Source organism: Tateyamaria sp. 7Alg 36 (genome assembly GCF_059882455.1).
Genome location: NZ_CM187613.1, coordinates 2022778 through 2048471, shown reverse-complemented (window position 1 = coordinate 2048471; position 25694 = coordinate 2022778). Strand labels below are relative to the sequence as shown.

Genomic DNA, 25694 nt, shown 5'->3' with positions numbered 1-25694 from the left:
GACGGGATTAGCGTTTGATATTCGTCGTTTCCTGCAGCATCTCATCCACGGTCTGGATCACCTTGGCGTTAGACGAATAGGCGCGCTGGGTCTGGATCATCGCGGTAAGTTCACCTGCCACATCCACCGCCGATTCCTCGCGGGCATAAGACACGATGTCGCCAGTCGGGCCATCGCCCGAGTTCCACAGAAAGAAGCTGCCGCTTTCGGGCGAGGGCAGGTAGGTCTGTTGATCCAGCGCGACCATGCCGTTCGGGTTGGGCAGGTCCACTAGCGGAATTTGGTAGATGGTCCTGTTGATCCCCGTGTCGAAAAAGGCCGTGACAAGTCCGTTTGCGTCCACTTCGACATTGGTCATGTTGCCGACGGGCGATCCGTCCTTGGAAATCGACACGGGCGCAAAGCTGTCCGACAGCTGCGTAATGCCGTCGTTATCGCCCAGTGTGCCGATGTTGATTTCCAGCGGCCCGCCTTCTGCGGTGATGATCAAGTTGCCAGTTGCCGGATCATAGGCCCCGCCACTGACTGTGGTGACCGATGCAAGCGTGCCGCCGCTTGCGCGACTGTCGTCGAAGGTCAGAACATATTCACCGACAACCGCACCGTCCAAGGCCGAGTCCGTCAACTGGACCGTCCACTCATTGGACGACCCGGTGCCCGGCACGGTGGGGGTAAAGCTGATGTTGATGTTTTCAGATGTGCCCAAGTTGTCGAAATATTCGACCGCCAGGTACTGGGTTTCACCCAGCGAACCCGCATCGGTATCTGTTGCCGGAAGGTTGACGCCAAGGGACATGGTCGTGGTCGGCTCGCCCGAGAATTGGTTCACGTTGATCTGAACAGGTTCCAGCCCGTCCGAAGTGTCGCGGGGAAATGTTGGCACAGACCCGTCAGGCTGTGCGGGCCATCCCATCAGGACCAGACCTGCCTCTGATACAAGGTATCCTTCGGCATCGGTGCGGAACGATCCAGTGGTGGTCAGGTGCATCAACGGGCTGCCATTCCCCGCGTCTACCTCGCTTGCGAAGGCGACGGGCAGCATGCCTCGACCGCGCACCGCCAGATCGGTCGCATTCGACGTTGAAACCAGCGACCCGCTTTCATCAATCAGGCGCGAGGTCGTGGCGCGCACGCCGCCTGCCGAATACGTCCCGCCGCTGGACGAAATGACCATCGAATGAAAGTCGGTCTGGACCTTTTTATAACCGTAGGTCGAAGAGTTCGCGATGTTGTCCGAAATGGACGCCAGACGCGTTGCATTGGACTGAAGACCCGCAACACCTGCGTTAAGCGAAGAAGATATGGTCATGGACACGCCTTTCTGCTGTATCGACTTGAGTTGAGCCAACAGATAGGCCGGCCTGCTTAACGTTAGGCTAACAGATCAAATCCAATCTATTCGCCTGACTGCTATCAATCGCGGATCAAAACCACTTCAAGCCGGTTGTTGCGGATCGCCATCGGGTCGCGCACGGCAGGTTCCCGATCCGCATGGCCCGTCACCCGCGCAATACGGGACGGCGCAATACCAACTTGTTCCAACAGCTTACGCATCGCATCAGCCTGCGCGGTCGAACTGTTCCAAGTTGAGTTACGGGCCACCACAACCGGCTGCGCCTGCACATGCCCGCCAATCGCGATGTCATTAGAGACAATGCGAAAGGATTCCCGCAGCAGATGCGCAAGGTTGATCAGCAGTGGCGTGGGGATATCCGTGCCTTCGACAAAGATTGGCGCACCTTCGCGGGCAAAAATCTCGATCACCAGCCCCTCATCGGTGACTTCGGTGTTGATGTGCTCCAATTCGTTTTCCATCACCGTGGACTCGCCGCCCTTGCCGATCAACATGGATTCAACGGATTCGAATATCTCGTCCTGTAGCGCGGCTTCTTCCTCACCCGCATCGGATGTGCCTGTCTCGCCTCTTGCTTGCGCCGCCTCGGTAGGCCGGACAGAGGACGCGCCGGTGCCATTTTGCGGCAATGTCTGTTCCGAAAAAATGGAATCGCCGCCAAAGGCCCCTTCGCCACCGCCGGATGTCCGGCTGATCGGAATGGTCGGCGAAAAGTAGTCCGCCAGCCCTTTGCGTTGCTGTTCCGTTGTTGCATTCAGCAGCCACATCAACATGAAGAAAGCCATCATCGCGGTCACGAAGTCCGCATAAGCCACCTTCCACGCGCCGCCATGGTGGCCACCGCCGCCCACGACCTTCTTGCGCTTGATGATGATCGGCCGCGCATTTGCTTGCGCGCTCATAATCCCACACCTCAATTTTCACCCGAGGTCGGGTTTAGGGCATCCGCGTTTCTCCACCGTTAACATCTAGAATTGTAGATACTTGTCACAGCCTCTTGCGCGCGGGCATGCAAACCGGACAGATGGCGGCATGACCGACGCAACACATGACAGCACGTATTCATGGGTCCGGCTGGCGCTGACCCTCGCCATCGCGACGGTGGCCAATGTGGGCATGTGGGCGATCATTGTCATCATGCCCGCGGTCGAGGCCGAATTTGGCGTTGGCCGCGCCGAGGCGAGCCTGCCTTACACCACCACCATGGTCGGCTTTGCCGTGGGGAATTTCGCGGTTGGCCGTGCGGTGGACCGTTGGGGCGTGACCCGCGTTCTGGTGATTTGTGCGCTTGTGATCGCCGCAGGATATGGCGCGGCGATGGCGTCCGGTTCGATCCTTGCCTTGTCGCTGGCGCAACTGGTGGTCGGTTTTGGGACCTCGGTCGGTTTCGGGCCGTTGATCGCGGATATCTCGCACTGGTTCATGAAGCGGCGTGGGATCGCCGTGGCGATTGTCGCCAGCGGGAACTACCTGTCGGGCGCGATCTGGCCAATTCTACTGGCGGGCATTCTCGCGGATAGCGGATGGCGCACGGCCTATGGGGTGCTGGCACTGTGCACGCTCGGGGTTGTCATCCCGCTGGCCTTTGCACTGCGCCGGTCAGTGCCTCAAACCGCCCACGATACGGCCGAGGCCGCGTCGCACGCCAATGCCCGCTCTGTCGGGTTGTCGCCGCGCGCTTTGGCGTGGCTGCTGGGGCTCGCCGGGGTCGGGTGCTGCGTGGCTATGTCGATGCCGCAGGTTCACATCGTCAGCTATTGTGCTGATCTGGGCTATGGTCCCGCTGTCGGCGCCGAGATGTTGGCCCTCATGTTGCTGGGCGGCGTCGCGTCGCGACTGGTGTCAGGCATGCTCGCGGACCGGCTGGGTGGCGTGCGCACCTTGCTGATCGGGTCGATCCTGCAGGCTATTGCGCTTGCGCTCTACCTGCCATCGGACGCGCTTGTATCCCTTTATGTGGTCAGCCTGATCTTTGGCCTTAGCCAAGGCGGCATTGTTCCCAGCTATGCGCTGATCGTGCGGGAATACATGCCTGCGCGCGAGGCGGGCGGACGGGTCGGGTTCGTGCTGATGGCGACCATTGTCGGCATGGCGCTTGGCGGTTGGATGTCGGGGTGGATTTACGACGTGACAGGCAGCTATCAGATGGCGTTCTGGAACGGGATCGCGTGGAACGGTTTGAACATCGCCATCATGCTGTGGCTGTTCGGGCGCAGCCGCGTGCGCCAAGTACCGCGCTTTGCCTGACCAGCAATCAGGGCGTCTTGATCGTCAGCGCCGCAACCAACCGCCGTGCAATTGGCGCAATAACCAGCACGACCGGAAAGGCCACCGCCCAACTGGTCACCCATCCTCCCAGCCACTGCCCGACAAAGCCCGCGACAAATCCGATGGCCATAAAGGTCGACAGGCCTGACACGAGAAAGGACATCATCCCGCTGAGGATGAAGCCGAATGCGATATGTGCGTAGCGTGCGGGGATCATGCGCCGGTCCTTTGAATGTCTTACCTGCGCGCATTTCTATGCAAAGGGACGGGGATGAAAAGTGCGCTGGCGCACAGGGTCACCGCATCCACTGCAACCCTTCTTCGGTCCGCCCTTGAGGTGTGTATTCGGCGCTGACCCAACCGTCATATGCGCTGGCGTCGATGGCCGCAAAAAGGGCGGCAAAGTCGATCTGTCCGGTGCCCGGTGGCGTGCGTGACGGCGCGTCGCCAATCTGGATATGCCGGATCAGAGGCTCCATCGCCTCGAACGTACCCACTGCATCGCCAGTGATAACCTGCGCGTGATAGCTGTCATATTGCAGGCCAAGGTTCGGCGCGCCTATGGCTTCTATTATGTCGGCGGCAAGGTCAAAGCTCGACAGGAAATATCCGGGTTGCGCGATGGTGTTCAGCGGCTCGATGGTCAGGCACAGCCCTTCCGGCAACGCCTCTGTCGCGCGTTTGAGGTTGGCGATCATCGTGGCTTTCGCCTCTGCCCCGGCACCATCGCCGCTGAGCACATGGATCATCGACGCACCCAATGCGTCGGCATAACGCACAGCCCGCCGGATATCGTAGTCGAACCGCTTTTCCCGGCCCGCCGCTGCGGCAAAGCTGCGTGTGCCGCCTGCATAATTCGGTCCGGGCGCGTTTAGCAGTAGCATCTGCAACTTGTTCCGGCGCAGCGCCGTCCGCGTCTCGGGGGCGGGGACATCGTAGGGAAAAAGGACTTCGACCGCTTGAAATCCCGCCTCCGCAGCGGCGTCGAAACGGTCAAGATAGGGCAACTCGGCCCAAAGATGCGTGAGGTTGGCGGCAAATCGTGGCATGGAAAACCCCTTACTGCGGCGCAGTCCGCCTCACGATGGCAAATCTTCGGACCGGATCACGTTAAAGAATTCGCCACCCGACCACAGGCCGAACCAGCCGTCCTTGTGAACACACAGATCTACCAAACGATAGAAGTTCTTGCGATCAATCAAAGCCTCAAGGTTGGCGCGGATCAGGATGTAGGGCGACGGCTCGCCCGTTTCGGGGTCATGGGCAACGCGGATCGGATGGTCCGGCCCCGCCACGGCCACATCGCCGGTCAATGTGGTAAAGGTCAGCGCTTGGGCTTCGCCGCTTCCGTCTACCTCGAACGATACAGCGACAAAGGGGGCGTCATCCACCGTAATCCCCACCTTCTCGACCGGCGTCACAAGAAAGTATTTTCCGTCCTCAAGCTTGAGAATCGATGAGAACAGTTTGACCAGCGCGGGCCGACCAATCGGCGTGCCTTGGTAAAACCACGTGCCATCGCGTGCGATCCGCATGTCCAGATCACCGCAAAACGGCGGGTTCCAAAGATGCACAGGCGGTAAACCGCGCGTTTTTGCAGCAGTAATAGAGGCCACAAGCCCCTCGGCATCCGGTGTCACGCTTTTTTGTCCACTCATATGTTTTGCCATTCCATCCAGAGGCAATAGGTTATCAACTAGCATATATTCCGAATGAAAGAGATGTCATGACCGACGCACAAGATCTGGTTGCCGAAATCGAAGCCCTCGGCGAAAAACTGGCGCAGGCCAAAGCGTCGATCACCAAGCGCTTCATCGGTCAGGAGCGTGTTGTCGACCTGACCCTGACGGCACTTTTGTGTGGCGGTCACGGCCTGCTGATCGGCCTGCCCGGACTGGGCAAAACGCGGCTGGTTGAAACCCTCAGCACGGTAATGGGCCTCGATGGCAGCCGTATCCAGTTCACGCCGGACCTGATGCCTGCCGATATCCTCGGCTCCGAAGTGCTGGACACGTCCGATGACGGCAGCCGCGCCTTCCGTTTTGTGCCTGGTCCGGTGTTCTGCCAATTGTTGATGGCGGACGAGATCAACCGCGCCAGCCCGCGCACCCAGTCCGCGCTGCTTCAAGCGATGCAGGAAAAGACGGTGACTGTCGCGGGACAAGATCGCCCGCTGGGCAAACCGTTCCACGTGCTGGCGACCCAGAACCCGATTGAACAGGAAGGCACCTATCCGCTGCCAGAAGCGCAGCTTGACCGCTTCCTTGTGCAGATCGACGTGCTGTACCCCGACCGCGCCACCGAACGGGATATCCTGCTCGCCACCACGGGTACGATGGATGAACAGGCCACGGCGGTATTCTCGGACGGCGAGCTTTTGGCCGCGCAGACCCTGTTGCGTCGCATGCCCGTGGGCGACAGCGTTGTGGAACTGATCCTTGATCTGGTGCGCGCCTTCCGCCCGAACGAGGCTGACGCGCCAGCCGCTGTGCGCGAGACTGTCGCGTGGGGGCCTGGACCGCGTGCGGCGCAGGCGCTGATGCTGGCGGTGCGGGCACGTGCCCTGCTGCAAGGGCGGCTTGCACCCTCTGCCGAAGACGTGATTGACATGGCCCGCCCTGTACTCAGCCACCGTATGGCGCTGAACTTTGCCGCACGGGCGCGCGGGGACAGCCTTGCCGTCCTGATCGACGAAACCGCTGCCACCCTCAGCCGCCAAGAGGCGGCGGCGTGACGACACCCCTCGTTCTTCGCGAAAAGGCCGAAACCCAAGCGGCACGGCTGCCCGCCCTGCTGGCCCGTGCCGAGCATTTGGCCGGTGCTGTGCTGTTGGGGGACCATGGCCGCCGTCGCGCAGGGATGGGGGATGATTTCTGGCAATACCGGCCTGCGCAGATAGGCGACAGCCGCCGCATGATCGACCACCGCCGCAGCGCCATGGGCGACACCCAGTTCGTGCGCGAACGCGAATGGCAGATCGCGCAGTCGGTGATGCTTTGGGTGGATCAGGGGGCGTCGATGCGCTTTGCCTCTGCCCGCGAACTTGCGACAAAGGCGGAGCGGGCGCGTGTCCTCGGACTTGCGGCTGCGATCCTGTTGATCCGTGGCGGTGAACGCGTCGGGCTGACCGGCACCCGCCTGCCACCACGCCGTGGCCGGATGCAGATCATGCGACTGGCCGAGATGTTGTCAGAAGACGCGGAAGAAGACTATGCACCGCCCGAACACCGCGCCATGATCCCTCATGCCAGCGCACTGTTCATTTCGGATTTCATGGGTGACATCGACGCTGTGCGCACGGCGCTGACCAAGGCCGCAGACCGTGGTGTGCGTGGCGTGCTTTTGCATGTCCTTGATCCGGCGGAAGAGGCATTTCCCTTTCGCGGGCGCACCGTTTTTGAAAGCATTGGCGGCACGCTAGAACACGAAACGCTCAAGGCATCGGACTTAAAAGACCGCTATCTTGAGCGGTTGGCGGCACGCAAGGCCGAATTGCAGCACCTGTGTTCCGTCGCCGGATGGCAATACGGCACGCATCACACGGATACTTCGGCGCAGTCGGGGCTGCTGTGGCTGTGGCGGGCGCTGGATGGCGGAGGGGCGCGCAGATGACGGTATTCGGCCCGCTCGGCTTCCTGTCGCCATGGCTGCTTGCCGCCTTGATCGCGTTGCCGATCCTGTGGCTGATCCTGCGCGCCATCCCGCCCGCGCCGATCCGCCAAAGGTTTCCGGGTGTGGCGCTGTTGCTGGGTCTGCGGGACGAGGAATCCGTGTCGGACCGTACACCATGGTGGTTGCTGCTGCTGCGGATGCTGGCCGTTGCGGCGATGATTATCGGGCTGGCGGGTCCAGTGTTGAACCCCGAACAGGACGGCACGCGCGGCGATGGCCCACTGCTGATCGTTCTGGACGGCAGTTGGGCAGGGGCCGCAGGTTGGCCGCGCCAGATCGAAGCGGTTGAAACCGAACTGCGCCACGCAGGGGCCGCAGGGCGCGAGGTTGCCTTGTTGCACCTCTCAAGCCCCGAACCGGCCGTGTTCCAAGCGGCCAATACGGTCACGACGCGGCTGGCGGGGCTGGACCCCGCCCCGTGGCAGCCGACAGGGGCGGACACCCTTGCCGCGAACTTGCCTGAAGGCGCGTTTGAAACCGTCTGGTTCAGCGACGGATTGGATTATGACGACCGCACGGCAGTGCTTGAGCTGCTTGAGGCACGCGGTCCCGTGCGAGTCACACAAACCATGGCCGACGTGGTCGCGCTGACCCCCGCAACCTATGCAGACGGGCTGGTGCAACTGACCGCGACGCGCAGCGCAACCGGCGTGGAACGCGGCGTGTCCGTGCTGGCGCAGGGCCGTGACCCTGCGGGCAACGCGGCCACGCTGGCCACGGCCACAGCCGTCTTTGGCCAAGAGGACACGGTGGCAGAAACAGCCCTATCCCTGCCCGCCGAACTGCGCGCCCGCGTCACGCGGTTCGAGGTGCAAGGCGCGAAATCCGCAGGGGCTGTCACGCTGGTCGATGACAGCCTGCGCCGCCGTGAGATCGCGTTAATCGCAGGGCGCGAGGGGCGCGAAGGCCTCGAACTGCTGTCGCCGCTCCATTACCTTGAACGCGCGCTTGCGCCCAATGCCGACCTTCTAAGCGGGGCGCTGACCGATGTTCTCCCCGCCAATCCCGACGTGATCGTTCTGGCCGATGTGGCCACTTTGTCCGAAGGCGAAGCCGCCGAGATTTCCGATTGGATCGCGAACGGCGGGCTGCTGTTGCGCTTTGCCGGACCGCGTGTCGCGGCCAGTGACATCTCGCGCATCGACGAAGACCCGCTGATGCCTGTCCGCCTGCGCTCGGGCGGGCGCAGTGTTGGCGGGGCGATGAGTTGGGGATCGCCAAAGACACTGGCGCCGTTCAAGGAAAACTCGCCTTTCTTTGGCCTCAACATTCCCGACGATGTCGCAATCACCGCGCAAGTCATGGCGCAGCCTGATCCCACATTGGCCGAACGTGTGATTGCGGAACTCAGCGACGGCACGCCGCTGGTGACGCGCAAACGGTTGGGGCGCGGGCAGATCGTGCTGTTCCACGTCACCGCGAATGCCGAATGGTCCACGCTGCCGCTGTCGGGCCTGTTTGTCGACATGCTGGAACGGCTTGCTGTGTCGTCTTCTTCTGCCGCGCCCGATGCGGGTGATCTGGAGGGGACGATTTGGACCCCGCAGGTGGTGATGGACGGATTTGGTGTGCTGCGCGACGCGGGCGTGATGGCGGGCGTGTCCGGCCCTGCGTTGCTGTCCGATCCGGCGGGGCCTGAACTGTTGCCCGGCGTCTATGTCTCCGGCGACCGCGTGCTGGCGCGCAACGTGCTGACGGCGGGGGCCACGCTGACACCTGCGCAATGGCCTGCACGGATCGAGGTGTCGGGCCTGACGGCGGCACCGGAACAACCCATCGGCGGGCTGCTGCTGGCTGCGGCCATCGCATTGTTGCTGCTCGACGTGATCGCGTCACTGGCCCTGTCGGGGCGGTTGACCGGTGGAGTACGGGCGGCACGGACCACGGCCCTATTAATGGGCGGTGTCGTGGTGGCACTGGCCTCTGCCACCCCATCGAACGCACAGCAGGATATTGAATCCGAGATCGCCGCCGCCTCCGAAGTGGTGCTGGCCCATGTCATCACCGGTAACCGCCAAGTGGACGAGATCGCCGAGGCAGGCTTGCGCGGCCTGTCTGACACGCTGTTCTTCCGTACCTCGATCGAACCTGCCACCCCCATCGGTGTCGATCTGGAAACCGACGAGCTTGCCTTTTTCCCGATCCTATACTGGCCCGTCACACCGGAACAACCACGCCCGTCGAAAGAGGCATATGCCAAGCTGAACGACTATCTGCGCTCGGGCGGGCTGATCCTGTTTGATACGCGGGATGGCGACATCGCGGGCTTTGGCACGGCCAGCGCGAACGGGCGCAAGTTGCAGGATCTGGCCGCACCACTGGACATTCCTGCGCTGGAGCAGATCCCGAATGATCACGTCCTGACCCGCACGTTCTACCTGTTGCAGGATTTCCCGGGCCGTTATCTGAATGGCGAGTTGTGGGTCGAATCCGCCCCCCCTGGTGCCGAGCGGATCGAAGGCATGCCGTTCCGTAACCTCAATGATGGCGTCACACCCGTCGTGATCGGGGCCAACGACTGGGCGGCGGCGTGGGCTGTGACACCGTCGGGACAGGCGATGCTGCCGGTCGGGCGCGGCTTTAACGGTGAACGCCAGCGTGAACTGGCCTACCGTTTCGGCGTGAACCTTGTGATGCATGTGCTGACGGGCAATTACAAAAGCGATCAGGTCCATGTGCCTGCATTGCTGGATCGGCTGGGACAATGACCGGAACCATACTGTTTGACCCGCTGTTGCCGTGGACGGTGCTGGCTGTACTTGCCGCCCTTGTGGCACTTGGCGTGATGATGGCCGTGATGCGCGGCCTTAGCGGTTGGGCATTGCGCGGGATGGCGGGGCTGGTGGTGTTGGCCGCCTTGTCCGGCCCGTCACTGCAAGAAGAAAACCGCGCCCCGCTTAGCGATATCGTGATCCTCGCCAGCGATGAAAGCGCCAGCCAGCGCCTGCGCGACCGCCCTGACCAAACAACTGCAACCGGCGATGCCATCGCCGCCGCCCTGATCGCACGCGAAGGGACCGAGGTGCGCCGTATCACCGTACCGGACGGGGACGAAGACGCAGGCACGCGCCTAATGTCGGCGGTGTCCGAAGCCTTGGCCGAAGAACCCCGCGCCCGTGTCGCAGGCGTCATCGCGGTCAGCGACGGTCAGGTGCATGACGCCGATCTGCCCGTCGACCTGCCCGCCCCCTTCCACGTGTTGCTGACCGGTAAAGAGACGGATTGGGACCGCCGCCTGCTGGTCAAGAACGCGCCCGCGTTTGCCATCATCGGCGAACCCGTCACCCTCACCCTGCATATCGAGGACAGCGGTGCAGCACCGGACGGGACCGGCATTGCGCCGCTCGATATCTCGGTCGACGGGGCCGCGCCTCAGCGGTTCAACGTGCGGATCGGTCAGGACATCGAACTGCCCGTGACGCTGCCCCATGGCGGGCGCAACGTAATCCAGTTCACGGTACCCGAAGCCGAGGGCGAGTTGACAGACCGCAACAATACCGCGCTGATCCAGATCAACGGGGTGCGGGACCGACTGCGGGTGCTTCTGGTGTCGGGCGAACCGCACGCGGGCGGGCGCACTTGGCGCAACCTGCTGAAATCCGACAGTTCGGTCGATCTGGTGCATTTCACCATCCTGCGTCCACCGGAAAAACAGGATGGCGTGCCGGTCAGCGAACTGTCCCTGATCGCTTTTCCAACACGCGAATTGTTCATGGAAAAGGTCGACGATTTCGATCTGATCATCTTTGACCGTTACAAGCGGCGCGGCATTCTGCCTGCGCTCTACCTCGAAAATGTGGCGCGCTATGTGCGTGATGGCGGCGCGGTTCTGGTCGCTGCGGGGCCGGATTTCGCAGGGGCTGACAGCCTTTACCGCTCGCCTCTTGGCACGGTCATGCCCGCCGAACCCTCTGCCCGCGTGATCGAAGAATCCTATCGCCCGACCGTGTCCGACATCGGCAAGCGTCATCCGGTGACGGCCGACCTGCCCGACGCAGGCGACTGGGGGCGGTGGCTGCGCCAGATCGACGTGGCCGCGACGGAAAACAGTGTGGTCGTGATGGAAGGTGTGGATGAACGCCCGCTGCTTGCGCTTGAACGGGTAGGCGAGGGGCGCGTTGCGCTGCTGGCCTCGGACCACGCGTGGCTGTGGAACCGTGGCTATGAAGGGGGCGGGCCGCAGCTGGAACTGCTGCGCCGTCTGGCCCACTGGATGATGAAAGAACCCGAGCTTGAGGAAGAGGCCCTGACCGCCACCGCGACTGGCCAATCCATGCGCATCCAGCGCCGGACCCTATCCGAAACAGTGCCGCCAGTGACCGTCACAGGCCCCGACGGGACGGTCAGCGAACTATCCCTCTCCGAAGTGCAGCCGGGCCAGTTCGAGGCACTGTTCGAAGGCCCCGAGATCGGCCTTTACCGTCTTGAGAATGGCGACCAGACTGCGGTGATCGGCCTTGGCCCCGCCGCCCCCAAAGAGTTCGAGGCGACGATCGCAACCCGTGACATCATGGCGGATCGCGTGGCTTCGACCCGTGGCGGCATCCTTCGGATGGAAGAGGGTGTGCCACGTATCCGTACGGTGCGCGAAGGGCGTCCGGCAGCTGGGCGCGGCTGGATCGGCATTACGCCGCGCGGTGCCTATGAAACGCAGGATGTGCGGCAGATGGCGCTGTTACCGCCTTGGCTGGTGCTATTGCTTGCGGCGGGCTTCATCACGGCGGCGTGGCTGCGCGAGGGGCGTCGCTAGGGGCGCAACTCAACCGCGACGCGCGCCGATTGCCCTGCGGCGTCGATGACCGCAATGTCAGAGAATCCCGTGGCCAGCATGCCGATGGAAATCTGGCGGTCGCGATGTCCTGTCACCACCGGCACCCCGTTCAACAGCACCGTGAACGGCTGCGCGCCACCTTCGACTTTGATGACCGTATCGGCTTGCGCCAATACCGCGCCATCGGGCGGGAAAGCGACTTCGGGACCGCTCGCCTGCGCTTGCGCGGTACCGAACCGGCGCAGGTTTCGCGGCAGATCGGCGGTGGACAGGATCAGCGTGTCAGATGGCGGCGGAGGCGGCGGCGCATAGGACGGCTTGAGCCGCCCGAACGCCTCAAACAACAGCGGCGCAGCATGTGCGCCGCCAAAGGCACCGGGAACAGGTGTGCCATCAGGCCGCCCGATCCAGACGCCGATCACATGCTGCCCGTCATAGCCGAAGGCCCACGCGTCGCGGTGCCCGTAGGACGTTCCGGTTTTATAGGCGAGGCCACCGCGCGCGCCCTCGGGCGGGGCGATGCCGCGCAGGATATCCCCGACCTGCCATGCTGCACGCGGGGCGATCACCCTCTGCGGCAACCCTTTCGCCTTTCGGTGGTCTGCAACGGGTACAGACAGGCCAAGCTGCGCCAGCCCCGCATAGACGCGGGCCAGATCCTCAAGGCTTAGCCCGACACCGCCAAGGGCCACGGCCAGTCCCGGCTGCGGCCCGGGCAGTTCGGGCTGAGCACCAAAGGCCCGCAGCGCCGCCATCAGGCGCTCTGGCCCCAGTGCATCGGTCAGCGCCACGGGCGGGATGTTCAGCGACAGGGCCAGCGCATCCCGCGCCGTCACATCGCCGCGAAACTGTCCGTCAAAGTTCTGCGGTGCATAGCGCCCGAACCGCGTGGGGCGGTCTGCGAATACAGTCTCGGGATGCGCGAGGCCGCGATCAAAGGCCAGTCCGTAAATCAGCGGCTTCAGCGTCGATCCGGGCGAGCGTTTGGCGCGGGTCATGTCAACAAAGCCGAGCGCGCCACGCGCATCCGAATATTCCGGCGCGCCCACGCGGGCCAGCACGTCGCCGCTGTGATGATCGACGACTATCAGGGCAACCGACACCCCTGCGCGCTGTGCAGCGGCATGGGTGCGCACGACCTGCTCCATCTTGGTCTGCAAGGGGGCGGACAGGGTGGTGACAAATTTGCGTCGCGCCGTATCCTCGGTGCGCAGGGCATCGGCCAGATGTGGCGCAAGGCGGGGCAGGGCGCGCATTTGCGTTGGTACCGGCGCCTGCGATGCAGCGGCCCCGATGCGGGCAAGCACCCGATCCCGTGCGGCCCGTGCCTTGGCGGGGTTGCGGTCAGGGCGGCGCGCCTCGGGCGATTGTGGCAGCGCCACCAATAGGGCGCTTTCCGCAGGTGACAGGCGATGGGGGTCTTTGCCGAACCAGACCCTTGAGGCGCTTCGCACCCCTTCGATCCGCCCGCCATAGGGTGCGTGTTGCAGATAAAGGTGCAGGATGGCGTCCTTGTCCATCTTCCGCTCAAGCGCCCAAGCAAGCCGCATCTGGCGCAGTTTGCCCGTGACAGATCCGGTGCCGGAATTTTCCAGCAGACGCGCCGCCTGCATGGTCAGTGTTGAACCACCCGACACCACATGGCCATTCCATAACGCCTGCGCCACCGCCCGCAGCATGGCACGGGCATCCACCCCATTGTGCCGGTAAAATCGCTTGTCCTCATAGGCGACCAGCATGTCGATGAAATCAGGGTCCACGCCGTGCGGCGCAACGGTCAGGCGCAACCGTCCGTTTTCCACCGCAAAGGCGCGCAATAACTGGCCATCGCGATCCTGCACCTCGGTCGAGGTGACGGTCAGGGTCGCGGGCAGGGCTGTGCGCGCCACCCAAGCGTCCCACCCGTCGCGCGTAAAGGCGCAAGCCAGCAGTATCAGCGCCAGCGCAAATAAGGGGCGGTGCGGCCGTTTCACTCGGTTACCACTGTGCGACCCGTATCGGTGACGGCGCGGTATTCGGCGCGGTACATATCCTCGACCAAGGCGGCGGGGTGGTGGAAGTCACCGGGGCTGACCGCGCGGGCGATATAGGCCAGTTCGAACGCCTCTTTCCCGCGATGGTCCACTGCGGCAAGAAAGCGGTCGCTGCGGAATTCGGTATGCGCCGCGTTCACCGCCTTCAGCCAATCCAGCCCGCGCACATCGCCCGATCGGATCAGGCTGGGATTGTCGATCTCGATCCCTGCGGGCAGCGGATCATCTACCATCAGCCGTGCGCCGATCTCCTCGAACGGGGTCACGCGCAGGACGATGACGCGCCGCTCTCCGATCTTCCAAGGGCCGCTGACGGGCTGGCCTGTCAGGTCATAGGCGGCGCGGCTGATCGCATAGCCGTAGCCACCCGCCTCGACCGGCACACTCGGCACGCCATAGGTGGTCAGCGTCACGTCCTGCACGCTGTCCGAGATGTTGCGGATGCGCGATGTGCCGTCGCCAGCGTGGCGCGTCTGTACCACGGGTCCGGCCTCGGGCTGGTCGTTGACGCTTAGCACGGCTTGTCCCGCATCACTGCGCATGGCTTGGGCGGCCATCAGGATTTGCGCGGCCTCTTGCGTGGAATAGCGTCCGGCTTGGGCCGTGATGCCTGCGGATAATTGCGCACGATCCACGCGGGTGCTGCCCGCCTCGGCTGCCAGATGCAGCACACCAGCGGCGTCGCGCAACGCTGTACCATAGTCGTCGCGCCACGCGGGTGCTGGCGGTGCAGCGACAAGGACAGCGTCTTGGGCCAGTCCGAACATCCGGTCGGCCCGCGTCTGTTCGCCATAGCTTGCCAATGCCGCGCCAAGTTGTGCCCGTGCCAGCGGCGTTGCGAAGGCTGCTGCCTTCACATCCGCGTAGTACCGTAGGTCACCAATCGACGCCGCGCCTTCGCGGGCCAGCACCATGAGGGCATAGGCGATATCCTCGCCCCCGTCGTCAAAGTCCGGCGCATAGTTGATGCGGTTGCGCAGGTTGTTCAAGGCAAGGCGGAGGGGCGTGTCTGGCACCTCGTGACCTTGCGCCCGCGCGCGCGTCAGGAAATCGGTGACATAGGCATCAAGCCAGAAATCCCCAGACCCCGCTTGCCACAGCCCGAAAGAGCCGTTGGACGACTGTCGCGTCAGAACCTGCCGGATGGCGCTGTCGATCCGGCTGTCGATGTCACCGATCCCCGCCGCCTGTGCGGTGCGCGGCACGTAAAGCAGCGGCAGCGCAGCCGAGGTGACCTGTTCGGTGCAGCCATAGGGATAGCGGTCGAGCTGGCGCAACAGCCCCGGCATGTCGAACCGCGCCAGCGGTCCCGCGGCCAACGTGGCCGAGGCCGTGGCAGGGCGCAGGTCGGCAAAGACATTATCGTCAAAAGTAAAGGTTTCGCCCTGCCCAAGGGTAAAGCGCCGCGTGGTCGCGATGATCGGATCATTGGCGCGCACCCCGAGGGTGAGCGTCTTGCGCAGCGTGTTGCCGTCGGGCGTGGTAAGGGCGATGTCGATGCGGTGATCGCCGGTCTCAAGCGCCCGAACAGGCAGCGACAGGCGGGTGGTGCTGCCTTCGGTGATCTCGATACTGTCGGGGGCGTTGCCAAGGGACAGGCCGGTTGCGGTGATCTGCACTGGCATGGAACCTGTCGCACCGCTTGCATGCACGAATTCGACCATCACGCGGCTGGTATCATCGGGGGCAAGGAAACGTGGCACTGCGGCGGAGATGACGACCGGATCGCGGGCCAGCATGTCTTGGGCGGCTTGTCCCACGCCGGTGTCGGACCACGCCACCGCCATCAGTCGGATTGCCCCGTTGAAGTTCGGGCGCGGCACGGTGATCTGCGCGATGCCGTCCGGCCCGACCGCGACGGGACCGCTAAAGGCAGCCATGACCGCTTCTGTCGGGGGTGGGCCTGACCGTTCCATCCCGCGCGCGGCATCACCGCCGGAACGTACTGCACCCATCGCGCCGTTATGGGCATCGATCAGACGCCCGTACATGTCCCGTATTTCGACCCCGAGGCGCCGTTGCCCGAAATAGTGGTCCTGCGGGTCCGGTGCCTCGAACCCTGTGAGGTTGAGGATACCGACATCGACTGCCGCCAAGGTCACAAACCCCTCGGCCCCGTTCAAACCATCGACGCGTACCGAGACCTGGGTGCTGCCTGCCTGCCCGCCTACGGCTTCGGGTGCTTCGATACGCACGCGCAGGGCTTTGTCAGCGGGGTCCACAGCGGCATGGGCCAGCCCCAGAACCCGCGCAGGGCCGCGTGCGCCGTCCCCGTTACGCAGGACAGAGGCGGTGACATAGGCCCCCGTACCCCAGTCCGAGCCGACGGTCAGCGGGATCAGGGTTTCACCTGCTGTGACCGCGATCGCCTGACGGGAAATCACGTCGCTCGACAAGACGGACACAAGGGCCACCCCGTCAAAGGGCGCGTCGATCCGCAACTGTGCCGTGTCGCCCACGTCATAACGCGCGCGGTCCAGCGACATGGACAGACGGTCCGGCGTTGCGCTGCTGTCCACGCCGCCATACCAGCCCGCGGAGAAGCCGACCGAGCTTGCGGTGTAGGCACCGTTCGTCGTCTCGACCACCAGTTCGTAATCGCCCCATTCGGTCGGCACGTCGAGCGTTTGGGGGTCTTGGTTCAGGATCATCTCGCCGCGTGCTACGCGGATGCGTCGCGTTACCGGCTCCCAATTCCAGCTGCCGTATAGCTGATACCATTGATAGCGTGTCTCGACACGGTTCACCGTCCACTGCACGGGCAGATCGCTTGCGCCAAGCGCGATCACGTTGAACTCGGCAGTCGCGCCTTCGGACAGCACATCATCAAACGCCGCGTTGATCCCGATCAGCGCGCCCTCTGGCGCGACCGGACGGGTGAGTGCGCGCTCCACAGGGCGCCCCCCGCTGTCCGAGACGCGCAGGGTGGTTACTGCCTCAAGCAGCACGCCATCGGCCTCGACCTCGGGTAGGTCCAGCGGCACACGCGCCTGCCCATCGGTATCGGTACGACCCCCTTGGAAATAGCTGCGTTGAGGCGAAAATTGAGCATCATGGCGGCCAAAGCGGTAGCCGGGCCAGCCATCAATCTCGCTGCGCCGTTGCAGGCGCACATCCCCTTCGACCACCAGATCGGATCCTGGCGCGCCGAACAGGTATTGCGCATCGACCGAGACATAGGCGGACGCGTTCAGGGGCAGATCACCCTCGGGCATATCAAGTGTGACAGCAATACGGTCGGGGATGAAATCCTCGACCAGAACAGTGGTGGTGGCCAACGGCGCGGCCTCCGGATCGCCCATGATGGCCAGCCGCCACGTGCCGCGCGGGGCGCTGTCGGCCAGCGGTAGGGCAAAGACGTGACCGCCGGCGCGGTCTTTTGTGCTGGTGATGCGGCTGTACTCAACGCCGTCAGGGCGGCTGAGGATCGCGGTCAACGGCAGGCCGGTGATCGCCTGCACGTCGGGGCCGCGTGCAAGGGTGGTGGCATAGACAGTCGCACCCGGACGGTAGGCACCGCGATCGGTGGTCAGGAACACATCAACCGGCGGGGCAGGGCGGCGCCCTTCGACCCCGCGATCCGACAGGTCGAACGCGGCATCGGTGAGCGGTAGAAAGACGAAATCATCCGCTGTTTCAATTTGGATCAACGCGGGCGCTGCGGCACCGCGCCCGCGTACCAGCCCCGCGTCAAACCGTGCAAACCCGTCGTCGTCGCTGCGCACGGTGCCCAGAACCGCATTCGCGCGCGAGATCAGGCGCACTTCTGCATCCGCGACAGCACTGGCGTCGCCCAGTCGGCGCACAGCGGCTGTCAGACCATCGTTGCCCTGCCACGTGCTAACGCCCAGATCGGACAGGACGAACCACTGCGCCGCCGACAGCACATCATAGGAATCGTTGCCCGCCTCGCGCGCGGTCAGCACATAGATGCCGGGTGGTTGGTCGCCCAGCACATCGCCAAGGGGCAGGCGGGTTGTGACCTCGCTGTTGAGGGCTGTCTGCACCTCGCCGGTGCCGCGCCAGACTTCTTGGGCGATCTTGTCGCTGAACTGGTCCGCCTGCCAGCGTGACATTGGACGGCCAAAGAAATCCCCGCGCAGCGATTGCACCAGATTGCGGTCACTTACTCGGCTTAGCACCAGATCGACCGAGCTGAGGTTCACGGTCTCGATCGGGATGCTGGCACCGGCGCTGCGCGGCAGCACATAGGCACGACCCGGAAAGCGGACGACCGGCGCGCGGTCGCGCACATAGAGCGTCAGGTCCACATCCTTGTGCAGCACCTCGCCGCTGGCCGAAGGCAGACCTGACCGCAGCGTGATGCGATAGCGTTCACCGTGGCGCACGCCATCAAGGCACAGGTCAGTCCCGCTGACCGCGGCGACCAGCCCTTGCGCCTCGCTGCGCACGAAAGGTTCGTAGTCTACGCCCGCCTGCACCAGCGGTTCCGAGAATGTCGCGCAGATTTGCGGTTGCGCGGCGTCGCTGTCCACACGGGTGTCGGTGACGCGGAACCCGTATTTCGCGACGGCCTTTTCCAGCGCGTCCGCGATGTCGTCACGCGGTTGCAAGGATTGCGCAAGGCGCAGGGCCGTTACGCTGTCGCGCCCGCGCCCCGTCGCCTCCAGCGCTTCGGCGAGACCTTGCAGCGCACTTGCTTGCGCGGCGGGGCTGGTGGCGCGGACATAGCCATTGAGCGCGGCAGGCACCGCATCGCGGCGTGCGGCATTGCGCAGACGGCTGGGGGTATCGTCCCCCAAGCGCAGCGCCACATAGGCATAGCGCGTCCACAGATCCGGCGCGTCATTTTGCGCCAGCGCGGCCCCTGTCCATGACAGCGCGGCAGCGCGGTCGCCGCGATCCCAAGCCGCCCGCGCTGCGTTCAGAAAATCCTGAACGCTTTGGCCATTGGCGGGATAGCGCGACCCGATGGCGCGGGCGAGGGTGCGGGCGGCGGTTGCGTCTTCCTCGGCCAGACCAAGGGTCGCGGCGCGGACAGTTGCCTGTTGCTGATCCTGTGGGCTGGCGCGCAGGCGCACCGCAGATACCGCCCCGTTATAGGGTTGCTGGTCCGTGATTGCGGATTTCGGAAAACAGGCGTTGGACCGGCTGTTAAACGTGAACGCGACACAGGCGTCATCGGCGCTACACGCGCGCTGGCAGGCATCAAACGTAGTGTCGAAAAAGGCGCTGCGGTCAGCGCCATAGAAATCCATATCTTCCGTCAAGACATAGCGGTCATCGGGCACGATCTGTTGCGCTATGGCGGTGCCGGTCCAGAACAGGGCAAGACAGAACAGGACAAGACGGCACATGATGGAAACTCCGCTAAAATGGATTGGCTGCATATGCCTGTCAGCTTGGCACGGGCGGCTGAGTCCATGCAAACGTTTCGGCGCGGGCAAATTAAGGCGATCTTCACCAAGCGCATGACATATCCGGTGCAAGAGACTGTTGTCGGAGCAATTGATGAGCCTTGCGAACAAGCTTGCGCTAGAAAGGCGTGGACGACTCGCCGCGGAACGTCTGCTTGAGTTGAAGCAGGCGGAACTGTCGGCTGCGAACCGCAAACTCGGCCGCCACGCCGCCGCCCTTCAGGGCGAGATTGTGGAAACCCGCGCCGAAGTCGCAAATGTCAAAACAGAGAACGAGCGCGTCAAAACCGAGCTTGGGCAAGCCAACGCGAAGGTGGAGATCGCGGAACGTCGCCTGTGGCATTCTGTGCAGACGATCACGGACGGGTTCGCGTTCTTCAATTCCGATAACCAGATGGTCGCGGCCAACAGCAGTTATCTCGCCATTTTCGACGGGCACGAACTGATCCGCCCCGGTGTGCACTACGTGACGATCCTGCAGGTGCTGACGGATGAGGGGATTGTGCACACGGGCAAGCTTGCCGCCAGCGACTGGCGCCAGTTGATGACCGAAAGGTGGATGCGCCCACAGCCCGAACCGATCACGATCCGGCTGTGGAACAATCAATATGTGAAACTGGTGGACCGGCGCGGGCAGGGGGGCGACATCGTCTCGCTTGGCCTGAACATCACCGAATCTGTTCGGCACGAAAAGCAGTTAAAACTCGCCCGAGCCGAGGCCGAGGCCGCGAACCGCGCGAAATCCGCGTTCCTTGCCAATATGAGTCACGAGATCCGAACCCCGATGAACGGCGTCGTGGGGATGGCCGAACTGCTGGGCGATACGTCGCTGAACGAAGAACAGCGGCTGTATGTGGATACGATCAAGAACTCGGGCGAGGCCCTGTTGGTGATCATCAATGATGTGCTGGATTACTCCAAGATCGAGGCGCGCAAACTGGAGTTGCAATCCGAACCCTTCGACCTTGAACGCTGCATTCACGAGGTGATCATGCTGCTTCAGCCGCAGGCGTGGGAAAAGGATCTGACCTTGCTGGTGGATTTCGACCTGTTCCTGCCCACCGCCTATGTGGGCGATCCGGGAAGGATCCGGCAGGTGCTGACTAACCTGATTGGCAACGCGATCAAGTTCACCAGCAAGGGCCATGTTCTGGTACGGGTTACCGGCGTACCTGATGTGGAAAACGGGATGGCGACGGCGAATATCGCGATCGAGGATACCGGCATCGGCATTCCCGACGACAAAATCGACCACATCTTTGGCGAGTTCAATCAGGTCGAAAACGAACGCAACCGCCAGTTTGACGGCACTGGGCTGGGCCTTGCGATCTCGCAACGGCTGGTCGAGTTGATGGACGGCGAGATGTGGGTCACCAGTGAGGACGGCGTTGGGTCGTGCTTTGGCTTTCGTATTCCGCTGGTGCTTGGCAATGCGACCATGCCCCAAGCGCCGCCGGTACCCCAAGGGCTGCGCCGCGTGATGGTTGTCGATGATATCGAGGTGAACCGCACCATTCTGCAACGCCAACTTGAACAGATCGGCCTTGGTGTCATTAGCTGCGCCTCCGGTGCCGAAGCGCTTGAGAATATCGGGGATATCGACCTTGTGCTAAGCGATCATAACATGCCCGACATGGATGGCCTTGAACTGGCCGAAGCAATCCGGGGGCGCGGTTTTGATACGCCAATCCTGCTGCTAAGTTCGAACCCCAGCGTCGCGGCCAGCGATCCGGGGGCGGCGCATCTGCATGCGATCATGCAAAAGCCGGTGCCACGATCCGATCTGTTTGCACGGCTCCAATCGGTAGGGCCGCTGGTGACCCGCCCCGAAGCGCCAGAGCTACCGCCGTCCTTGTCGAAAAAGCGCAAGATGCGCGTGCTGGCCGCCGAGGATAACAAGACGAACCAGTTGGTATTCCGCAAAATGGTCAAGACGGCGCAGATCGACCTGACCTTTGCCAATAACGGGATCGAGGCGGTCGATCTGTTTGAAAGCCTCAAGCCTGACATGATCTTTATGGATATTTCCATGCCGCAGATGGACGGGAAAGAGGCGGCGCGCAAAATCCGCGAGATCGAGAAAAAGACTGGCGGACACGTGCCCATCGTGGCGCTAACAGCCCATGCGATGGATGGCGATGATCAGGGCATTCTGGCCAGCGGTATCGACTTTTACCTGACCAAACCGCTGCGCAAGCCCGCGATCCACGCCAAGCTGCGCGAATGTTGTCCCGAGGATGCGCAACGGCCCTTGCCGGAAGAGCCGGATGTGCTTCAGGCGGGGTAGGGGCGTGTGAACACCAGCCGGTCATCGTCAGAGGCGTCGGGCTGGAATCTATAGCCGCCAAGGTCGAACGCCTTGATCCCGTCGATGTCCGTTACGCGGTTTTGCACAATGTGCCGCGCCATGGCGCCGCGCGCTTTCTTCGCAAAGAAGCTGACGATTTTCGGCCCCTGCCCTTTGTCTTCCATAAAGACAGGGGTGATCACGCGGGGTTTCAGCGCCTTTTCAGGCACCGCGCCGAAATATTCCTGACTGGCGCAGTTAACCAGAATGTCTGTGCCTACCGTTTCGGCCTGCGCGTTTAACGCTTTGGCAATATCGTCGCGCCAATATTCGTACAGCGATGCACCGCGCCGTGTTTTCAGACGGCTACCCATCTCAAGACGATAGGGCTGGATCGCGTCAAGCGGGCGCAGCAGGCCGTAAAGGCCCGACAGAATGCGCAGGTGGTCTTGGGCATAGGCGGTGTCGTCGGAGGATAGGGTGGCCGCGTCCAACCCTTGATAGGTGTCACCCGCAAAAGCGAACATCGCAGGGCGCGTGATGTCGGCAGAGGGCGCGTCCTGAAAGGCGTCAAACCGGTCGCGGTTCAGACGGGCCAGATCGTCGCTTAGCCCCATCAGGGACTTAAGGTTGCCCAAGGTCAGGTTCCGCGCCGAGCGCGCCAGCCGTATCGCATCTTCCTGCATTGCAGGCGCGGTCGCCGTCACATCACGTTCCGCCCAATCCAGCCGCTTGGCCGGAGAAATCACCACCAACATCTTGTCACCTCTTTGTCTACGCGCTGGATCTAGCCCGCGTCCCGCAGGACGTCCAGAAAAGCGGGGCCGAAACGTTCGGCCTTGCGATCCCCCAGTAGCCGTTCAAGCGCCATCGCGTCGCCGCCGCGCAATTGCGCCACTTTGGCCAGTTGCGCCGCCGAACAGCTGAGCGGTTTGTCTGTGCCGTCTGTCCCGCGTGCCAGTTCCGCCTGCACGGCCAACAACTGGTCATAAACCGCGCCCGCGCCGCGCCCCGCCAGTTTGCGCCGTGTGGGGTGCAGGGCCGCAGCCTCGCCATTGATGACCTCAAGGAACGCATCCCCGAATTTGTCGAGCTTCTTGGCCCCCACGCCGCTGATCTGCGCCATGGCATCAAGGTCGTTCGGCCGCCTCTCTGCCATTTCGATCAGGGTACGGTCGGGAAAGATGACATAGGCGGGCACGCGCGCGGCCTCGGCCAGCCCGCGCCGCTTTGCCTTGAGCGCCGACAGCAGCGGAGCGTTTTCCTCGGACACCATTTCCTTGACCGCCGGACGACGTTCGGACGCCGCAGCAATCGTGTCGCGGCGCAGGTTGATTTTGGCCTCGTCGCGCAGAATGGGCAACGCGGCATCGGTCATACGCAGCGCGCCGTGGCGGGCGGGGTCGGGGCGCACCAGATCGTGGCCCATCATCTGCCGGAACACAGCCTGCCACTGAGCCTTGGAATATTCCTTGCCCACGCCATAGGTCGGCAGGCTGTCATGGCCGCGTTGGCGAATCTTGTCGGTTTCCGCGCCCAGCAGGATGTCGATCAAATGGCCCGCGCCGAACCATTCCTCGGTGCGCAGCATGGCCGACAGCGCCTTGCGCACGGCGGTGGTCCCGTCGAACACATCTGCAGGGCTGTCGCACAGATCGCAACTGCCGCAGGTCACGTCGGTCTCGCCGAAATAGCCCAGCAGCGTTTTGCGGCGGCATTCCAGCGCCTCGGCCAAACCCAGCAGCGCATTCAGGCGCGCGTGATCTGCCATACGCCGTTCGGGCGGGGCCATGCCTTCGTCGATCTGGGCGCGGCGCAGTTTGATGTCTTCGGGGCCGAACAGGGTCAGCGTTTCGGCAGGCCCGCCGTCGCGGCCTGCACGCCCGATTTCCTGATAATATGCCTCGATGCTTTTGGGCAGGTCGGCATGGGCGACCCAGCGGATGTCGGGCTTGTCGACGCCCATCCCGAAAGCGACCGTTGCGGCCACAATCAACCCGTCCTCTTGCTGGAAGCGCCGTTCGGCGATGCGGCGGTCGTCAGCCTCCATCCCGCCGTGATAGTGGATCGCCGTGTGCCCCGCATCGCGCAGCGCGGCAGCCAGCGTTTCGGTCTTGGCCCGTGTGCCGCAATAGACGATCCCGGATTGCCCTTTGCGCGCGGCGGCGAAGTTCAGGATTTGCGCCCGCGGCCCGTTCTTGGCGGCAAAGGCAAGGTGAATGTTGGGCCGGTCAAACCCGCGCAAAAAGCTGCGCGGCGGGGTGCCATCGAACAGTTTTTCGATGATTTCGGCTTGGGTTTCGGCATCTGCCGTGGCGGTGAACGCGGCCAGCGGCACGTCCAGCGTGCGGCGTAGTTCCCCGATGCGCAGATAGTCGGGGCGGAAATCATGGCCCCACTGGCTGACGCAATGCGCCTCGTCCACGGCGATCAGGCTGACCCCGATGCGGCGCAACATGCCAATCGCAGACCCCGTGCCTAGCCGTTCGGGCGCCATATACAGAAGCTTCAACTCACCCCGTTCCAGCGCGGTCCAGACGGCATCGGTTTCTTCGGGCGTGTTACCAGAGGTCAGGGCGCCCGCGTTCACCCCCGCCTCTTGCAATGCGCGCACCTGATCCCGCATCAGCGCGATGAGGGGCGAAATCACAACGGTCACGCCATCGCGCATCAGGGCGGGCAATTGGAAACACAGGGATTTTCCGCCCCCTGTCGGCATGATGGCAAGGGTATTTTCGCCCTCGGTGACCGCGTTCACAATCTCTTCCTGCCCCGGGCGGAAGCCGTCAAAGCCGAATACGTCCCGCAACAGCGTGGCAGCGCTGGTCATGTCGTGAAACCCTGTCCGTTTTTATGTGGTCTGCTCGTTCGGATACAGACTCACATTTTAAAGGGGTGTGAACAAGGCCTCAGATCACCGGTAGAGGTCAGGCGAGACCGAATATCGCAGGCAGGATAAAGGCGCGCAGTGCGATCACCGCGATGAACGCCACCAACGGCGCGAGGTCCAGCGGGTGCGTGTCCGGCATGAAACGGCGGATCGGGCGATAGATCGGCTCAAGCAGCTTGTTCAGCCCCTGCCAGATTTGCGCCACCAGCGGTTGGTGCAGGTTCAGAACCTGAAAGCTGATCAGCCAGCTCATGATGATGTGCACGATCATGATCGTGTAGACCACGCTCAGGATCAGTTGCAGCGTTTGGTAAATGGCCAGCATGGGTCGCGTCCTTTTCGTTTTCCCAGAACTAGGGTGATGCGCGCCATGGCGCAAGGTCATCGGGCCTAGATGGTTGACGTTTCGCTGCGGTGCCGCAATTTGGGCGCAAGGAGAATTGCCTGATGTTTCCGTTTGTCCGCCTTGCCAAAGATATGTTCCTTGCCTCACGCCAGCCCGCGCTGGGCCTGACGGATGTGCATATTTCGCGGCACATGGTGTGGCCTTGGGATCTGGACGGATTTCTTGAGCTGAACAACGGGCGGACCCTGACCCTGTATGATCTGGGGCGGTTGGGTATGGGCCTGCGCGCGGGCCTGATGAAGACGCTAAAGGCGGAAAAGTGGGGCCTGACCATGGCGGGGTCATCCACCCGATACCGCCGCCGCCTGCACGCCTTCCAGCGGTTCGAAATGCGCAGCCGCGCGGTGTGTTGGGATGACAAGTTCGTCTACATCGAACAGTCCATGTGGAAGTCCGACGGCGAATGCGCGAGCCACGTGCTTTATCGTTCGGCGGTGACGGACCGCAACGGCATCGTACCCCCCGCCCGCGTTCTGGCCGCGATGGGGCAGGACGTGGTTTCGCCCCCCGTGCCGGACTGGATCGCCAGCTGGATCAGCGCCGAGGCCAAGCGCCCGTGGCCGCCAATGTCCGACGTAGCCCCGACAAATCAAAGCGCCGCCGGTTAACCTTTTCTTGCCACGGTGCCTGCGGCC

The 25694-nt window shown here is 63.3% G+C and carries 17 protein-coding genes; 7 read left to right on the top strand and 10 right to left on the bottom strand.

Features of this window, described 5'->3' with window-relative positions; genetic code table 11:
- Window positions 1–7: 7 nt before the first annotated feature.
- The gene (locus AC6GQJ_RS10060; RefSeq protein ID WP_500767800.1) at window positions 8–1309 is read right to left on the bottom strand and encodes a flagellar hook protein FlgE; all 1302 of its coding nucleotides are present in this window, start codon (window positions 1307–1309) and stop codon (window positions 8–10) included.
- 104 nt (window positions 1310–1413) lie between these two features.
- Window positions 1414–2256, bottom strand: a complete 843-nt coding sequence (locus tag AC6GQJ_RS10055; RefSeq protein ID WP_500767798.1) for a flagellar motor protein MotB — start codon at window positions 2254–2256, stop codon at window positions 1414–1416.
- Between the two features lie 130 nt (window positions 2257–2386).
- Between AC6GQJ_RS10055 and AC6GQJ_RS10050 the strand changes: the two genes are divergently transcribed.
- Window positions 2387–3601 (top strand): MFS transporter, encoded by a 1215-nt coding sequence (locus tag AC6GQJ_RS10050; RefSeq protein ID WP_500767796.1) that lies wholly within the window; start codon window positions 2387–2389, stop codon window positions 3599–3601.
- A 7-nt stretch (window positions 3602–3608) separates the two neighbouring features.
- Here AC6GQJ_RS10050 and AC6GQJ_RS10045 read toward each other — a convergent pair whose 3' ends face one another.
- The 3 genes from AC6GQJ_RS10045 to AC6GQJ_RS10035 all read right to left on the bottom strand — a co-directional run bounded on the left by AC6GQJ_RS10045 (window position 3609) and on the right by AC6GQJ_RS10035 (window position 5280).
- Entirely contained in the window at window positions 3609–3839 is a 231-nt protein-coding gene (locus AC6GQJ_RS10045) for a DUF2798 domain-containing protein (protein ID WP_500767794.1), read from the bottom strand.
- A gap of 79 nt (window positions 3840–3918) precedes the next feature.
- Complete coding sequence (locus tag AC6GQJ_RS10040) at window positions 3919–4671, bottom strand: hydroxypyruvate isomerase family protein (RefSeq protein WP_500767792.1); 753 nt, start codon at window positions 4669–4671, stop codon at window positions 3919–3921.
- Between the two features lie 30 nt (window positions 4672–4701).
- Window positions 4702–5280 carry a DUF1285 domain-containing protein gene (locus AC6GQJ_RS10035; RefSeq protein WP_500767790.1) on the bottom strand — a complete coding sequence of 193 codons (579 nt, stop codon included), beginning with the start codon at window positions 5278–5280 and terminating at the stop codon, window positions 4702–4704.
- Between the two features lie 68 nt (window positions 5281–5348).
- Here AC6GQJ_RS10035 and AC6GQJ_RS10030 point away from each other — a divergent pair, with 68 nt between their 5' ends.
- The 4 genes from AC6GQJ_RS10030 to AC6GQJ_RS10015 are packed head-to-tail and all read left to right on the top strand — an operon-like array spanning window position 5349 to window position 12044.
- The gene (locus AC6GQJ_RS10030) at window positions 5349–6356 is read left to right on the top strand and encodes an AAA family ATPase (RefSeq protein ID WP_500767788.1); all 1008 of its coding nucleotides are present in this window, start codon (window positions 5349–5351) and stop codon (window positions 6354–6356) included.
- Complete coding sequence (locus tag AC6GQJ_RS10025; RefSeq protein ID WP_500767786.1) at window positions 6353–7234, top strand: DUF58 domain-containing protein; 882 nt, start codon at window positions 6353–6355, stop codon at window positions 7232–7234. Before AC6GQJ_RS10030 ends, AC6GQJ_RS10025 begins: the two co-directional genes overlap by 4 nt.
- Window positions 7231–10002 (top strand): DUF4159 domain-containing protein, encoded by a 2772-nt coding sequence (locus tag AC6GQJ_RS10020; protein WP_500767784.1) that lies wholly within the window; start codon window positions 7231–7233, stop codon window positions 10000–10002. Before AC6GQJ_RS10025 ends, AC6GQJ_RS10020 begins: the two co-directional genes overlap by 4 nt.
- Window positions 9999–12044, top strand: coding sequence for a hypothetical protein (locus AC6GQJ_RS10015; RefSeq protein ID WP_500767782.1), 2046 nt, complete (start codon window positions 9999–10001; stop codon window positions 12042–12044). The genes AC6GQJ_RS10020 and AC6GQJ_RS10015 overlap by 4 nt, the downstream gene beginning before the upstream one ends.
- Here the strand turns inward: AC6GQJ_RS10015 and pbpC are convergent.
- Window positions 12041–14038, bottom strand: a complete 1998-nt coding sequence (gene pbpC / locus AC6GQJ_RS10010) for a penicillin-binding protein 1C (RefSeq protein WP_500767780.1) — start codon at window positions 14036–14038, stop codon at window positions 12041–12043. The genes AC6GQJ_RS10015 and pbpC overlap by 4 nt on opposite strands.
- Window positions 14035–19416 (bottom strand): alpha-2-macroglobulin family protein, encoded by a 5382-nt coding sequence (locus AC6GQJ_RS10005; protein WP_500767778.1) that lies wholly within the window; start codon window positions 19414–19416, stop codon window positions 14035–14037. The genes pbpC and AC6GQJ_RS10005 overlap by 4 nt, the downstream gene beginning before the upstream one ends.
- A gap of 154 nt (window positions 19417–19570) precedes the next feature.
- Here AC6GQJ_RS10005 and AC6GQJ_RS10000 point away from each other — a divergent pair, with 154 nt between their 5' ends.
- Complete coding sequence (locus AC6GQJ_RS10000; RefSeq protein ID WP_500767776.1) at window positions 19571–21763, top strand: response regulator; 2193 nt, start codon at window positions 19571–19573, stop codon at window positions 21761–21763.
- Here AC6GQJ_RS10000 and yaaA read toward each other — a convergent pair.
- The 3 genes from yaaA to AC6GQJ_RS09985 all read right to left on the bottom strand — a co-directional run bounded on the left by yaaA (window position 21751) and on the right by AC6GQJ_RS09985 (window position 24978).
- Window positions 21751–22521, bottom strand: coding sequence for a peroxide stress protein YaaA (gene yaaA, locus AC6GQJ_RS09995; RefSeq protein ID WP_500767774.1), 771 nt, complete (start codon window positions 22519–22521; stop codon window positions 21751–21753). The genes AC6GQJ_RS10000 and yaaA overlap by 13 nt on opposite strands.
- Before the next feature lie 29 nt (window positions 22522–22550).
- Window positions 22551–24593: a DNA helicase RecQ gene (recQ, locus tag AC6GQJ_RS09990; RefSeq protein ID WP_500767772.1), complete on the bottom strand. Its 2043-nt coding sequence runs from the start codon at window positions 24591–24593 to the stop codon at window positions 22551–22553.
- Between the two features lie 97 nt (window positions 24594–24690).
- Window positions 24691–24978 (bottom strand): YggT family protein, encoded by a 288-nt coding sequence (locus AC6GQJ_RS09985; protein WP_500767770.1) that lies wholly within the window; start codon window positions 24976–24978, stop codon window positions 24691–24693.
- Between the two features lie 122 nt (window positions 24979–25100).
- Between AC6GQJ_RS09985 and AC6GQJ_RS09980 the strand changes: the two genes are divergently transcribed.
- Window positions 25101–25667 (top strand): acyl-CoA thioesterase, encoded by a 567-nt coding sequence (locus tag AC6GQJ_RS09980; RefSeq protein WP_500767768.1) that lies wholly within the window; start codon window positions 25101–25103, stop codon window positions 25665–25667.
- Window positions 25668–25694: the final 27 nt, after the last annotated feature.

Excerpts from the sequence above, each read along its gene's own strand:
- AC6GQJ_RS10030 (WP_500767788.1), top strand. The coding sequence starts at position 5,349 with ATGACCGACGCACAAGATCTGGTTGCCGAAATCGAAGCCCTCGGCGAA.
- AC6GQJ_RS10040 (WP_500767792.1), bottom strand. The coding sequence starts at position 4,671 with ATGCCACGATTTGCCGCCAACCTCACGCATCTTTGGGCCGAGTTGCCC.
- AC6GQJ_RS10000 (WP_500767776.1), top strand. The coding sequence starts at position 19,571 with ATGAGCCTTGCGAACAAGCTTGCGCTAGAAAGGCGTGGACGACTCGCC.
- AC6GQJ_RS10055 (WP_500767798.1), bottom strand. The coding sequence starts at position 2,256 with ATGAGCGCGCAAGCAAATGCGCGGCCGATCATCATCAAGCGCAAGAAG.
- recQ (WP_500767772.1), bottom strand. The coding sequence starts at position 24,593 with ATGACCAGCGCTGCCACGCTGTTGCGGGACGTATTCGGCTTTGACGGC.
- AC6GQJ_RS09985 (WP_500767770.1), bottom strand. The coding sequence starts at position 24,978 with ATGCTGGCCATTTACCAAACGCTGCAACTGATCCTGAGCGTGGTCTAC.
- yaaA (WP_500767774.1), bottom strand. The coding sequence starts at position 22,521 with ATGTTGGTGGTGATTTCTCCGGCCAAGCGGCTGGATTGGGCGGAACGT.
- AC6GQJ_RS09980 (WP_500767768.1), top strand. The coding sequence starts at position 25,101 with ATGTTTCCGTTTGTCCGCCTTGCCAAAGATATGTTCCTTGCCTCACGC.
- AC6GQJ_RS10005 (WP_500767778.1), bottom strand. The coding sequence starts at position 19,416 with ATGTGCCGTCTTGTCCTGTTCTGTCTTGCCCTGTTCTGGACCGGCACC.
- AC6GQJ_RS10015 (WP_500767782.1), top strand. The coding sequence starts at position 9,999 with ATGACCGGAACCATACTGTTTGACCCGCTGTTGCCGTGGACGGTGCTG.
- AC6GQJ_RS10060 (WP_500767800.1), bottom strand. The coding sequence starts at position 1,309 with ATGACCATATCTTCTTCGCTTAACGCAGGTGTTGCGGGTCTTCAGTCC.
- AC6GQJ_RS10050 (WP_500767796.1), top strand. The coding sequence starts at position 2,387 with ATGACCGACGCAACACATGACAGCACGTATTCATGGGTCCGGCTGGCG.
- AC6GQJ_RS10035 (WP_500767790.1), bottom strand. The coding sequence starts at position 5,280 with ATGAGTGGACAAAAAAGCGTGACACCGGATGCCGAGGGGCTTGTGGCC.
- AC6GQJ_RS10020 (WP_500767784.1), top strand. The coding sequence starts at position 7,231 with ATGACGGTATTCGGCCCGCTCGGCTTCCTGTCGCCATGGCTGCTTGCC.
- AC6GQJ_RS10045 (WP_500767794.1), bottom strand. The coding sequence starts at position 3,839 with ATGATCCCCGCACGCTACGCACATATCGCATTCGGCTTCATCCTCAGC.